The sequence below is a fragment of the Salinirubrum litoreum genome (assembly GCF_020567425.1).
GTDB lineage: Archaea > Halobacteriota > Halobacteria > Halobacteriales > Haloferacaceae > Salinirubrum > Salinirubrum litoreum.
The window spans coordinates 913,232-925,846 of sequence record NZ_JAJCVJ010000002.1; the positions used below are offsets into that span (position 1 = coordinate 913,232).

At 67.6% G+C, this 12,615-nt stretch carries 14 protein-coding genes and 1 tRNA gene; 9 read left to right on the top strand and 6 right to left on the bottom strand.

Features of this window, described 5'->3' with window-relative positions; translation table 11 throughout:
* The first annotated feature begins 46 nt into the window (after nt 1–46).
* The 4 genes from LI337_RS13190 (at nt 47) to LI337_RS13200 (ending at nt 1,669) form a co-directional block, all read left to right on the top strand.
* Nucleotides 47–220: transfer RNA gene (locus LI337_RS13190), tRNA-Trp, on the top strand.
* Nucleotides 221–349: 129 nt separating this feature from the next.
* A complete protein-coding gene (locus LI337_RS13195) occupies nt 350–913 on the top strand; it encodes an AN1-type zinc finger domain-containing protein (protein ID WP_227230304.1) in 564 nt (187 codons plus the stop codon).
* A gap of 87 nt (nt 914–1,000) precedes the next feature.
* Complete coding sequence (locus LI337_RS19950; protein WP_264475005.1) at nt 1,001–1,126, top strand: hypothetical protein; 126 nt, start codon at nt 1,001–1,003, stop codon at nt 1,124–1,126.
* 69 nt (nt 1,127–1,195) lie between these two features.
* Nucleotides 1,196–1,669, top strand: coding sequence for a DUF6653 family protein (locus tag LI337_RS13200; RefSeq protein WP_227230305.1), 474 nt, complete (start codon nt 1,196–1,198; stop codon nt 1,667–1,669).
* 141 nt (nt 1,670–1,810) lie between these two features.
* Here LI337_RS13200 and LI337_RS13205 read toward each other — a convergent pair whose 3' ends face one another.
* Complete coding sequence (locus tag LI337_RS13205; RefSeq protein WP_227230306.1) at nt 1,811–2,110, bottom strand: DUF7565 family protein; 300 nt, start codon at nt 2,108–2,110, stop codon at nt 1,811–1,813.
* A 129-nt stretch (nt 2,111–2,239) separates the two neighbouring features.
* Here LI337_RS13205 and LI337_RS13210 point away from each other — a divergent pair, with 129 nt between their 5' ends.
* Entirely contained in the window at nt 2,240–3,001 is a 762-nt protein-coding gene (locus LI337_RS13210) for a PHP-associated domain-containing protein (protein WP_227230307.1), read from the top strand.
* A 55-nt stretch (nt 3,002–3,056) separates the two neighbouring features.
* Here LI337_RS13210 and LI337_RS13215 read toward each other — a convergent pair whose 3' ends face one another.
* Both LI337_RS13215 and LI337_RS13220 read right to left on the bottom strand, forming a co-directional pair.
* The gene (locus LI337_RS13215) at nt 3,057–3,743 is read right to left on the bottom strand and encodes a DUF7546 family protein (RefSeq protein ID WP_227230308.1); all 687 of its coding nucleotides are present in this window, start codon (nt 3,741–3,743) and stop codon (nt 3,057–3,059) included.
* Between the two features lie 18 nt (nt 3,744–3,761).
* Nucleotides 3,762–5,126, bottom strand: coding sequence for a heme o synthase (locus LI337_RS13220; RefSeq protein WP_227230902.1), 1,365 nt, complete (start codon nt 5,124–5,126; stop codon nt 3,762–3,764).
* Nucleotides 5,127–5,409: 283 nt separating this feature from the next.
* Here LI337_RS13220 and coxB point away from each other — a divergent pair, with 283 nt between their 5' ends.
* The 3 genes from coxB to LI337_RS13235 all read left to right on the top strand — a co-directional run bounded on the left by coxB (nt 5,410) and on the right by LI337_RS13235 (nt 8,152).
* Nucleotides 5,410–6,201 (top strand): cytochrome c oxidase subunit II, encoded by a 792-nt coding sequence (gene coxB / locus LI337_RS13225; protein WP_227230309.1) that lies wholly within the window; start codon nt 5,410–5,412, stop codon nt 6,199–6,201.
* Between the two features lie 370 nt (nt 6,202–6,571).
* Nucleotides 6,572–7,726: an acyl-CoA dehydrogenase family protein gene (locus tag LI337_RS13230; RefSeq protein WP_227230310.1), complete on the top strand. Its 1,155-nt coding sequence runs from the start codon at nt 6,572–6,574 to the stop codon at nt 7,724–7,726.
* Nucleotides 7,727–7,771: 45 nt separating this feature from the next.
* Nucleotides 7,772–8,152, top strand: a complete 381-nt coding sequence (locus tag LI337_RS13235; protein WP_227230311.1) for an Ig-like domain-containing protein — start codon at nt 7,772–7,774, stop codon at nt 8,150–8,152.
* A 150-nt stretch (nt 8,153–8,302) separates the two neighbouring features.
* On the opposite strand, the gene LI337_RS13240 is transcribed toward LI337_RS13235, so the two are convergent.
* A complete protein-coding gene (locus LI337_RS13240) occupies nt 8,303–9,505 on the bottom strand; it encodes an NAD(P)/FAD-dependent oxidoreductase (RefSeq protein ID WP_227230312.1) in 1,203 nt (400 codons plus the stop codon).
* Nucleotides 9,506–9,556: 51 nt separating this feature from the next.
* On the opposite strand from LI337_RS13240, the gene LI337_RS13245 reads away from it, so the two are divergent.
* Nucleotides 9,557–10,528, top strand: a complete 972-nt coding sequence (locus LI337_RS13245; RefSeq protein ID WP_227230313.1) for an ornithine cyclodeaminase family protein — start codon at nt 9,557–9,559, stop codon at nt 10,526–10,528.
* Nucleotides 10,529–10,717: 189 nt separating this feature from the next.
* On the opposite strand, the gene LI337_RS13250 is transcribed toward LI337_RS13245, so the two are convergent.
* On the bottom strand, nt 10,718–11,374 hold the full coding sequence (locus tag LI337_RS13250) for a HalX domain-containing protein (protein WP_227230314.1): 657 nt from the start codon (nt 11,372–11,374) through the stop codon (nt 10,718–10,720).
* Between the two features lie 132 nt (nt 11,375–11,506).
* Nucleotides 11,507–12,589, bottom strand: a complete 1,083-nt coding sequence (locus LI337_RS13255; RefSeq protein ID WP_227230315.1) for a TrmB family transcriptional regulator — start codon at nt 12,587–12,589, stop codon at nt 11,507–11,509.
* Nucleotides 12,590–12,615 lie beyond the last annotated feature (26 nt).

Sequence of the window (12,615 nt, forward strand, 5' to 3'; positions counted from 1 at the left end):
CCGTACCGAAATCCCTTTTAGGCCGTCGGGGGTACTGTGTGACCGAGGGGTCGTGGCCAAGCCCGGCATGGCGACTGACTCCAGAGGCACCGCCCGGTGACGAACTCCAGACTGATATACCGAGCGACCGACTGATCATCGGTCGTGACGACGACCCTCTGGAGAACCGAGGCGTACCGGAGATATCAGTCGATCGGGGGTTCAAATCCCTCCGACCCCATATCCTCTCGAACTCATCGACACAGCGACTTCTGTAGCGTTTTAGGAAAACGCTCTCTCCTATACTTCTGAACTGACTCGTCTCGTCGGAACACTGATACTGGTGTTCTGCCAACTCGTTTCCAGCTAGATGCCAGAGTGCGACCAGTGTGACGAGACGGACATCTCGCAATCCTGCACCTACTGTGAGGGCACCTTCTGCGCCGAGCATCGCTTACCGGAGAATCACGACTGTCTGGAGTTGAAGAACCGACAGGTGTCCGCCGAGATCGGTGCGGGCGCATCTGAGGGTGCGGTGTTGGGCGAGATCGAGACCGGCGACGAGCAGGATGAGATGGACCTCTCCCGCCCGAAACCGGAGGTGACGACGAGTCCCGACACGAACCTCGACGGGAGTCTCGGAGAGTCGGAGGAACCGGCAGAGATCGACCGCGATCAGCCCGACAAGCCCGGCCTATTCCAGCGCCTGAAGGTGATAGCTGAGGTGCAGTCGAATCGTGGCAGTGCGGTCGCTCGGACGCTACTTCGGGTACTCGGGATCGTGATGGTGCTGATCGGTGCGTACAATCTTCTGTTGTTCGGCTTTCTCGCTAGAGAATCGGGCGTCTTAGGGTTCTACTACGCTGTTCTTCCACCGTTCTTCGGTGACATCGTGTTCATGGCGATTGGCGCGTCGATCACGTGGTTCCTCTGAGAGAGCGTTCAGAGTAGTCCTGCGACCTGAAGGGTATCACAACAAACTGGCCAGCGCGCTCAAGTCACCCACGCCACTCCACAGAGTGTGAGAGCATCCACGATAGCCATGTTGTTCGGTGCGGCCCTGTTCGTCCTCCCGATTCCCGGCACCTTCGTCGCCGGTGCACTCGTCATCCTCGCAGGCGTCGCGGCCCGCGTCCTCGGCTCCTGACCACGCTTCGCAGAACCGACCACCCACGACGACGTTTTATCACCGCGACTCGCGTCCCGCCGAGTAGCGATGCCCGCCGACACACCGGACACCACCGACCGGGACCTCGTCACCACCGCCTTCTGGGAGCCACACGCCAGTCCGCGAAGCGTCTGGCCGTTGATCGCCGCCTACCCGATCCTCCTGCTCGCCATCTACCGCCGAAGCCCGACACTCCTCGGCGGGACAGTCCTCGGCGTCGTGACCAATCTCCTCCTCGTCTCGCCACCGGAGACCGACGAGGCGTGGGCGACTCGGGTCGTCCTCGGGGAGCGCGTCTGGCTCAACCGGGGCCTGCGCTCGGAACCGGGGACGCTGGGCCTGCTGGCAGTCGGCGGGGTGCTCCACCTCGGTACGATGCGGGCCGCGCTCCGGCAGGACCGACTGCGGACGTTGGTCGGCGGTGCGGTGTCGATGGTGCTGATGCTCGTCTTCTTCGACCGGATGGTCCGACTGTACGAGCACGACGGGCAGACCGAACTGGAGCGGGAGACGGGTGAGTGAGGACCGACGACGGGAGCAGTGAGTGAGCGAGACGACCGAGTGGGTCAGACGACCGAGTGGCCGAGACGGCCGGAAGGGGCGGAGTGAAGCCGAGAGCGAGACCGCGAGGTGTCGTGTCGATCCGAGTCGAGTCGACCCGACTCAGAGCGCGCCGTTCTCGTCCAGTCGATCCACGACGACCTGCAGGTCCGCCTCGGACTCGATGGCCTCCTTCACGTCCTCACGTTCGCGCACGTCCGAGGAGTCCGCGTCGTAGGCGCGCATGAACTCGGCGCGCCGGTGTTCGTCGAACGCGTGCCGGATGGCGAAGAAGCCGTCCGGGACGATAGTTCCACAGACCTTGCACTCGTGGCGCTCGTGGTCTTCCGTCTGGTGGACGATTGTCTCCTCGACCGCCTCGAACTCCCGGCCACAGCCGTCGATCCCACATTTCCACGCCATAGCCGAAGCGTCTCGGCGGGGGGACTAAACGTTTTCACTCCCCCGACGTGTCTCCAAACCGTGGGACGGCGACCCACGCCGTCGTCGGCGAACAGTAACCACTAATGGGAGCGTCGGCGACGTGGGAACGTGACAGCGGTGACGACGCGGGTCGATGCCCACGTGAAGGTGTTAGACGAGACAGTCGTCGCGCGGGCGAAAGCCCGGAACATCGACGTGCTGGTGTACGCTCCACACTTCACGCGCCTCCCCGAGATACGCTCCCGCGCCGACGAGTTCTCGGACGACGACCTCCTCGTCGTCCCGGCCCGCGAGGTGTTCGCCGGCCCGTGGCACCAGCGTCGGCACGTCCTCGCGGTCGGTCTCTCCGACCCGGTCCCGGACTTCATCTCGCTCGACGCCGCCCTCCGGGAGTTCGAGCGTCAGGACGCCGCCGTCCTCGTCCCGCACCCCGAACTGCTGAACGTCAGTCTCACCGCCGGCGACATCGCCGCCCACGCCGACCGCATCCACGCGGTCGAGTCGTACAACGCGAAGTGTCTCCCGCCGCAGAACAGTCGTTCCCGCAGTATCGTCGAGGGCTCCGAGAAGCCGGCGTTCGGCTCCTCGTACGCCCACCTCCGGCGGAGCGTCGGCGAGGCGTGGACCGCCTTCGACGCCCGCATCGACACCGAGACCGACCTCGTGACGACCTTCCGCGAGGGGCACCCTCGCAACGTCGGTCACCGACCCGGACTCGGCCACCGACTGCAGGGTGCACTGGAGTTCGCGCACCTCGGCTGGGAGAACACGTGGGGAAAACTCGACCGAATCCTCCTCTCGGGAATGGAGGCGACACATCCCAAGCAGGTCGCCTACGGCGGTCGGTTCGACGACGACTTCGTCTACTGACCGACGCTCTACCGACGACGCTGTGGCCTCGCCTGCGACTGGTCGTCCCCGACGCCTACCGACCGAACGGTCGCCAGTACAACAACCCGACAGTGACGACGAACACCAGTGTCGAGAGATCGTACGAGAGCGGTGTCGTCGCGGCCGCCAGCGCCGACCCACCGCCCGCGATTGCCGCCGCCAGCGAGGCGAGAATCGGCCACGAACAGGAGACACACGACAGCAGGCCCAACAGGCCGGACACCGCCGCACTCGCCGCGTCGATGACGGTCGCGTAGACGAGATACGCCAGCGCGAGGTAGCCGACGACGCGGGCCGGCATCAGGATCACGTTCACCGTCGCGCCGCTGTAGATCAGCGCGGGTCCCCACCCCGGCGGGAGCCAGCCGATCCGCGCACCGAGTGCGCCCACCCCGCCGCCGGTGACCAGTCCCCCCGCCACCGCGAGCAACGCGAAGTAGCCAACAGCGACCGCCAGTGCCTTTCGCCGAGTCGTAGTGCTGGCGGGTGCGGGCCGCACCTTCACCAGCACCCACAGCCCGAGCGTCAGCCAGACGAGGCCGTAGAGCGCGTAGCGTGGCTCCGAGAGCGTCACCTCGGTCAACAGGAGGTACGCGAACATCGCCAGCAGTTCGGTGTTGACGACGAGTCCCAGCAACAGGAGGTCGCGCCGCGAGGGGCGCAGTCTGTCCGCGAGGGCCGCGAGTGCCGAGGCGAGTCGGTCGGCGGGTGAGGTGGACATGGATCAGGTGGACGCGGGTCAGATCGCGAGCGTGTCGACGACGACCGCGAGCAGGACCGCGCCGAGGTAGGCGTTCGAGGCGTGGAACGCCCGGAACGCGGCCGACTCCGTCTGTTCGTAGTGGAGGCGGACGACCGCCCAGAGGAACACCGCCCCGAAGACGATACCCGCCCCGACGTACAGCAGGCCGAGGTCGGCGTGGGTCGCCAGCACCCCGGCGGCCACCAGCGTCGCGCCGAGGTACCAGAGGATGTGTTTCCGGGTGACCGTCTCGCCGCGCACGACCGGCATCATCGGGAAACCGCCGCGCTCGTAGTCGTCCTTGTACGCCAACGCCAAGTTGTAGAAGTGCGCCGGCGTCCACAGGAAGATGACCGTCGCCAGCGCGAGGCCGCCGAGGCCGATCTCGCCGGTCACGGCGACCCAGCCGATCAGCGCCGGGAGCGCGCCCGCCGCGCCCCCGACGACCGTGTTCTGGACCGTGTTCGGCTTCAGCAGGAGCGTGTAGACGACGCTGTAGAAGACGATGGCCGTCAGGCCGAGCAGGGCCGCGAGCCAGTTGATCGAGGCGAACAGCGCGAGCGATCCGAGCGCGAGGACGACGCCGAACGCGATCGCGTTCCGCACGGGGACCAGATCGGTCGCCAGCGGGCGGTCGCTCGTCCGGGACATCCGGCGGTCGATGTCGCGTTCGAGGACGTGGTTGAACGTGCCGGACGCGCCGATGGAGAGCACGCCCCCGCCGAGCGTCGCCAGGACGACCTGTGGGCTGAGCCCGGAACTGCCGCCGGCGAGTGCCATCGCCGCCGACGCGACGAGACAGAGCAGCCACATCAACCGGGGTTTCGTCAGCCGGAAGTAGGCGTAGGCGGTCGCCTTCGCCCGCGCGATCGGCTCGGTCGGGATCGTCGGGTCGTGGCTGTCGGCGGGCGGCAGGTCGGGTTCGGGTGCGTCGACCGGCGACTCGTCGGGGTCGCCCGTCTCGCGTTCGAGGTGCCACGCCAGCGCCGCGAGCGTCCCGCCGAAGATCGCCATCCCGACTCCGAGGTGGATGGTCGAGACCGTCACACCGGCGAGCAGCGAGTCGGCACCGCCGGTGGCGACGACGGCACCGAGGCCGACCTGCACTGGAAACAGTAGCAGTGCGACGAGCAGGCCGGCCCGAACGCGGCGAGTCGTCTCCGAGCGCCACGCGAGAGCGGCCGACAACAGCACGAGCAGACCGACGACGAGCGCCGTGATCCGGTGGCCGACGGCGATCAGGCCGGCGGTCGTCGTCGGCACCGTCAGGCCGTCACCGCAGGCTGGCCAGGCGGCACAGGCGCTGGCGGCGTCGGTCAGGGTCGTCGTCGCGCCGACGACGAGGAGGAGGTAGACGCCCATCGCGGTCGCAGCGAGCAGTCCCGACAGGCGGTCGCGGGAGTCTCCGTGGTCGGCGTGTGTACTCCCAGTCACTGGGAAGCCGTTAGGAGCGCCGGTATTTAGGCCCCGCGCTTCGACCGGTGGTCTCGTGGCTTCCGTCCCACGCCGGCCCGCGATACTGAGGGAGTCGTCGGGCGGAGTCGGCTCTCCCCGGCGGTCGGTACGTCGCCGGGCGATCCTCGGGAGGCGGTCGGGTGACGAGAGTCAGTAGGTATTTACGTGGCAGTTCCTAACCCGGACTTATATGAAGGCAAAGCGTCTCGGACTCGTGGCCCTCCTCTCCGTGGTCACGCTCGCAGTCGCCGCCGATCCGGTTGCGGCGCAGGCGTCAGCCACCTCGGAGCTGATCAACGAGCTGAACGGGCAACTGATGTACGTCGCGGTGCCGATCACCATCCTCGTCGAGGTCATCCTCTTCTACACGGTCTGGAAGTTCCGGAAGTCGGAGAGCCCGAAGCCGACGAAGGAGAACCGCCGGCTGGAGATCACCTGGACGGTCGCCACCGCCATCATCCTGCTGTTCGTCGGCGTCGCCTCCTACGGCGTGCTGGCGAACGAGAACGTCACCTACGAGGGTGGCAACCCCATCGACGACACCGACGACGGGGTGGTCGTGCAGGCCGACGCGTTCCAGTGGGGCTGGAACATGACCTACCCGGAACACGGCTACATGAGCGCCCCGTCCGGTGAGAACGGGCCGCGGGTCGTCGTCCCGGTGGACCAACCCGTCTACTTCATGGTGACCTCACAGGACGTGTTGCACGCGTTCCACGCGCCGCAACTCGGCCTGAAGCAGGACGCCATCCCCGGCCAGACGAACACGATCCGGACCGTCCCGCAGGAGACCGGCACCTACCAGGGCTACTGTGCTGAGTACTGCGGCGTCGCCCACTCGAACATGTACTTCACCGTCGAGGTCGTCTCACAGGAGGAGTACCAGCAGTTCCTCGACGAGCAGACCAGCGACGACTCCGGCAACTCGACCAGTAGCAGCCTCGACGCGAGCCCCGACCTCGTCGCGGCCGGCTCGGCCTGATCGCGGCTCCGGTCTCGTCTCCCCCGTCTCGCTTCTCTCCGTCTCACCGACCTCGACAACCGACGCTACTCGCGGCCGCTCCCGGCTCACGCGTTCCGCAGTCCCTCCCGACTCACTCGACCGCAGTCGCCGCTGGACTACTCTCTGCGCAGTCGCCGACACTCGCCGTCGGCGATCTCGACCGACTCGTCGGTGTCGTGGACAGCGTAGCCCGTGTCGCCGACTCTGCCCGGTTTCGGTGAGCGAGTGGTCACTACGGGCCGGTTCGGGTGCGTCCGACAAGAGTGACGGGAGCCGCCACGAAGAAACTCCCAACACGTTGTTCTTCGGTTCCAAAACGGATAATAGTGCGGTTCCTGTGGGTTCCTATATGGACTTCTCACTCACGGACGAACAGCAACAACTGCGAGACGAGGTGCGACGGTTCGCGGAGAACGAGATTATCCCGGTCGCCGGGGAGTACGACGAGGAGGAGAAGTACCCCTACGAGATCATGGACAAGGCCGCCGAGATGGGGCTTCTCGGGGCGCACTTCCCGCTGGACTACGGCGGCGTCGGCTACTCTCAGATGGAGATGGCGCTCGTCACCGAGGAACTGTTCGCGGCCGACCCCGGCATCGGTCTCTGTGTCACCTCCGCCGGTTTCGGCGCGGAGGCGATCATGGAGTACGGCACCGAAGACCAGAAGGAGCGGTTCCTCCCGCCGATCACGAACGGCGAGACGGTGATGGGCGCGGCCATCTCCGAACCCGACACCGGGTCGGACGTGTCGTCGGTCTCCACGCGCGCCGAGAAGGACGGCGACGAGTGGGTGCTGAACGGCAACAAGATGTGGATCACGAACGGCTCCGTGGGCGACTACTTCGTCGTCATGTGCCAGACCGACCCCGACGCCGAGGACCGCTACTCCGGCTTCTCACAGATCGTCGTGGAGTCGGACCGCGACGGCTTCGAGGCCGACAAGATCACCGGCAAGATGGGCATCCGCGCCTCGGACACCGCCGAACTGATCCTCGACGACGTGCGCGTCCCCGAGGAGAACCTGATCGGCACGCGCGGGATGGGCTTCCTCCAGTTGATGCAGTTCTTCGACGAGACCCGGACGCAGGTCGCCGCGCAGGGCGTCGGCATCGCCAAAGGGGCCGCAGAGCGCGCACTGGAGTACGCACAGGAGCGTGAGCAGTTCGGTCGCGCCATCTCGGACTTCCAGGCGATCCAGCACAAACTCGCCGACATGCACACCCAGACCGAGGCGGCCCGGCAGTTGACCTACAAGTCGGCGTGGTCGGTCGACAACGAACCCGACTCGCTGACCGGACTGGCGTCGATGGCCAAAGAGTTCTCCTCGCGCGTCGCGGTCCACGTCGCCGACGAGGCGGTCCAGACCCACGGCGGGGCCGGCTTCGTCAACGACCACGACGTCGAGCGGTTCTACCGCGACGCGAAGATCACCCAGATCTACGAGGGCACCACCGAGATCCAGAAGAACATCATCGCGCGGGAACTGCTCGGCAAGGGCTTCTGAGCGCGAGACACAAGAGCCATTCACGCTCCTCCCGTCACGTGACACGTGACGACGCCACCGCCCACCGTCGGCCGAAGACGACTCCTCGCCGGCCTCCCGGTCGCGCTGATCGCCGGTGCCGGCTGTCTCGGCCAGACGGTCAGCGACGACCTCCTCGTTCGCAACCTGACCGACGAACAGCAGACCGTCTCGCTCGACGTGGCGACGACCGACGGGACGGACCTGTTCGCCGAGACCGTCACCATCCCGGCACAGGAGGAACGCCGGTTCGAGAACCCGCTCCCACCGACCGGTCAGTTCACGGTGACGGTGTCGGTGGAGGGTGGGCCAAGCGAGGAGACCTTCTGGGAGTCGGAAGACGAGGGCGATCAGCTCTCGATCCGGCTGACCGACGCGGGCATCGAGTTCGACGCGAGCGGGGAGTGAGTCGGACGACGCCCGCGCGGTCGATCAGGCACTACTTCGCCGGCGTGAGGCCGGCTCAGGCGACACTTCGCCGGCGTGAGGCCGGCTCAGGCGACACTTCGCCGGCGTGAGGCCGGCTCAGGCGACGCACTTCGCCGGCGTGAGGCCGACTCAGGCGACGTTCCGCTCGACGAGTCCGTCGCCGTCCTCGAACCGATCACTCCGTAGTGGCTCGATGTCCACCAGCGACGCCTCGCCGTCGTGGACCAGTTCCGCGACGATCTGGCCGACAGCGGGCGCGTGCTGGAACCCGTGGCCGGAGAAACCGACCGCGTTGACGAACCCCGCGCGCTCCTCCACGATGGGGTGGTGGTCCGGCGTGACCGCGTACAGGCCGGCCCAGCCACGTGCGACACGCGAGTCCGGGCCGAAGTAGCCCGCCGTGTCGGCCGCGCGTTCCATCGCCTCGGCGGTCCAGTCGAGGTCGATGTCCTTCGTGTAGTCGTCCGGGTCGACCACCGAGTCTGCCTCGTCGCCGAAGAAGCCGCCGACCAGTGCTCGACCTTCGCGTTCCGGGCGGAAGTACGACCCCGTGTCGAGGTCGATGGTCAGCGGGACCGAGTCGGGGATCGGCGTCTCGGGGTCGACGACCGCGATCTGCCTGCGCTGGGCCGTCACGGGGAGGTCGACTCCGGCCATCTCGGCGATCTGTCCGGCCCACGGCCCCGCCGCGTTGACGACGAACTCGCAGTCGAGACGCTCCTGCTCCCCGCCCGCCGACACTGTCTCGACGCCGACCACGCACCCCTCGCCCCCGTCTCCGTCGCTTTCGGCCGTCGCGCCGGGCGACTCGCGCACGATGTCGGTCACGGCCGTCTTCGTCCGGATCTCGACACCCGCCTCGCGTGCGGCCTCGGCGTAGCCCTGCAGGGCGAGATGTGGATCGGCGAAGCCGTCGGTGGGGGAGTAGGTCGCGGCCACGAACTGGTCGGCGTGGAGTTCGGGGCAGTGGTCGCGGGCCTCCTCTGGAGAGAGGAGTTCGGCCGGCACGCCCGCTTCGCGTTGCATCTCCACGGTCTCCCGGAAGGCGTCGGCGGTCGCCTCCTCGCGGGCACAGAACAGGTAGCCCGCACGTCGGTAGGCGATGTCCACACCGAACTCGTCTTCGAACGACTCCCACACGTCCATCGACGCGAGGGAGAGGTCGACGTTCACGCGCGTCGAGAACTGCGCTCTGATCCCGCCGGCAGACCGCTCCGTGCTCCCGGCACCGATCGATCCCCGTTCACAGACAGTCACGTCTGCGCCTCGGCGGGCGAGATACGTCGCCGCGGCGAGTCCGACGATGCCGCCACCCACGATACCAACTCTCATGGTCGGCCTTCGCGGGACCGGAGATTAAGCCTTCGGCGTCGTAGGGGAGGTATGCGCGTACTCTCCGATGCGGACGTGGCGAGCCTCTTGGACCTCGAAGCACTGCTCCCGGTCGTCGAGTCGGCGTTTCTCGCACAGGGCCGCGGCGACGTCGAGCGGCCCGAGCGGCCGCACTTCCCGGTCGGCGTCGGACTCGACGACACCGCCCCGGAGGAGCCACTCGGCACCGGTCTCGTCATGCCGGCGTACGTCCACGGCTCGGAGTACTACGCCACGAAACTCGCCTCGGTCCACGAGGGGAACGCGGCCCGCGACCTCCCGACCGTCAACGCGACTATCGCGGTCTTCGAAGCTCGGACCGGCCTGCCGGTCGCGTATCTCGCCGGGACACGCGTCACGAACGCCAGAACCGGCTGTATCGGCGGGCTGGCGGTCCACGCGCTGGCCCGCGAGACGCCGATCCGACTGGCGGTGATCGGCGGCGGGGCACAGGCACGCTGGCAGACGCGCGCCATCGGTGCCGCAGTCGAGGTCGAGGACGTGCGCGTCTACTCGCCGAACTCGCGGGAGGCGTGTGCCGACGACCTGCGCGAGGCGGGCTTCGACGCCGAGGCGGTCGACTCGCCGGCCGCGGCGGTGCGGGACGCCACGGTCGTCGTGACCACGACGCCCAGCACCGACCCGGTGTTCGACGGCGACGACCTCGCGCCGGGGACGCTCGTCGTCGCGGTCGGTGCCTACACCCCCGAGATGCGGGAACTCGACGCCCGGACGATCGAGCGCGCGGGACTGCTCGTCGCGGACGTCCCCGAGGAGGCGCTGACGGTCGGCGACCTCGCGGACGCGGGCGTCACCGAGGTCCCACCGCTGTCGGCGGTGTTCGAGGGGGAGGTCGGTCGCTCGTCGGGCGAGGAGATAATCGTCGTGGAGTCGGTCGGGTCGGCGGTGCTGGACGCGGCGACTGCGGGCTGGCTGGTCGATCGTGCCGAGTCGCGAGCGGTCGGGACCGTCGTCGAACTGTGATCGAGAGGAGTGGAGGCGGCCGTCGAGAAGTGATCGAGACGAGGAGGTGTCGTCGGGGTCGTGACCGGCGTCGTCGTCGGGGTGTGACCGCAGTCAGTCGTCGGGGTCGTGACCGGCGTCGTCGTCGGGGTGTGACCGCAGTCAGTCGTCGGGGTCGTGACCGGCGTCGTCGTCGGGGTGTGACCGCAGTCAGTCGTCGGGGTCGTGACCGGCGTCGTCGTCCTCGGTCAGGACCGGCACGTCGGTCCCCTCGGCGAGGTCGCGTTCGAGGTCCCGGTAGACGCTGACGAAGTCGTCCTGCTGGCCGAGTTCGTGGACCGTCTCGTCGAGGTCCGCCCGCAGGTCGGCGAGTTCCTCCGCGAGGTCGGCGTACTCGGCGTTGTCCGCGAGTGCGGTCTGGCTCTTCTCCGACTCCAAGAGCGCCTTCTTCGACGCGAGCGAGAACAGTCGCTGGACGCCCTCGTCGTAGGCGTTCCGGAGGTGCATACTCTCGACGGTGCCCCGGAGTGCGTCCTTCGAGACCGGCTTGACGAGGTAGTCGTCGAACCCCATCGCCACGATGTCGAAGTCGGGTTCGACCGCCGTCACCATCGCCACTCGGCAGTCGATGGCCCGGTCACGGATCGCTTCGAGCACCGCGTCACCGGACACGTCCGGCATTCGCCGGTCGAGGAGGACGACCGACACGTCGTCGTCGAGTGCGTCCAGCGCCTCCGCGCCGCCGTAGGTGACACGCGGACTGTACTCCTCGCCGAGCCACGTGGCGTAGAGGTCGGCGAGGTCTGGTTCGTCTTCGACGATCAGGACGACCGGTCGGTCCTCACCTCTCTCGCGCGCTTCGCTCATCTGTCGATCCGTGACACGGGGTCCGTCACGTCGGACGATGTGTGGTGGGACCATATCAAAATACCCCTTGTCCGCCCCGTGGCCCACCACGGAGTTCCTCGAACGTCCCCCGATACCGACAGAGATAGTCGGTTACGACGCTTCGGGCGCATCTATCTCGACGACCGTGATCCGGGTCGCTTCGACCTCTTCGACCACCGACCCCCACCCGCCGACGGTGCGAATCCGACCGTCGGTCTCGACCGAGAGCGTCACCTGTCCGGCGAGTTGCGAGAGCGGCGGCGGCCCGTCTTCGGTACGATCGCCGCTGTAGTCGACGCCGACCAAGGTGCCCTCGAAGGAGACGGTGTCGCCGGTTTCGATCTCGAAGCCGGCGACCCGGACCGTCACGCGTTTCCCGTCGGTCAGCAGGGGTTCCACGTCGCGGACACACCGCCGGATGTCGGCGTAGGTCAGCGGCGGTTCCTCGGTCTGGGTCGCGTAGACCGTCTCCCACACTTCCCACAGACAGGTCAGGAAGTACCAGTGGAAGACGTACGTCAGGGTGTAGTCGTCGACGAGCACGCCGTACTGGTTCACCGACCGGGCGTGGGGCGCGAAACAGGTCTTCGTCCGGTCGATCAGCGCGACGAAGGGTGTCGGCATGTCGCGGAACCGGGCTTCGGTCACGGCCCCCGGCAGGTCCTCCATCGGCAGGCCGTCGCGGTCGTCGGGACCGTGGAGCGAGAGTTTGACGATGGCCCCGTTGTCCACGGCGGCCACGAGCGCCTCGCGCAGTTCCGCGAACTGTGCGGGTGTCGCCGACACCTGCACCTCGTTTTCGGCCTCGGCGATGGCGCGTCTGGCGCGGCCGGTGACGGTGTCGAACCGCTTGACGATACTCACCTTGTGCGGGTCGACGGCCGGTTCCTCCCACCGGTCTTCGATCTCGTCGGCCGCCTGGCTGAACAGCGAAGCCCGGCCCCGGAGGTCGGACAGCACCTCCTCGGGGTCGCGGGCGCGAGCGTGCAGACTCCCCTGTTCGTACGTCTCGATGTACCCCTTACCCTCCAGATCCCGCAGAACGTCGTAGATACGCGCAGTCGGGACGGCACAGGCGTCTGCGAGTTCTGTCGCGGAGGCCGTCCCCAGTCGGAGGAGTGCAGTGTACGCCTCGGCCTGATACTGCGACAGTCCAGCGTCCTCGAGTGCGTCGCGAAGGTCCTCCGTGTCCATTCGGCTTTGTCATGGGTCCTCATGGC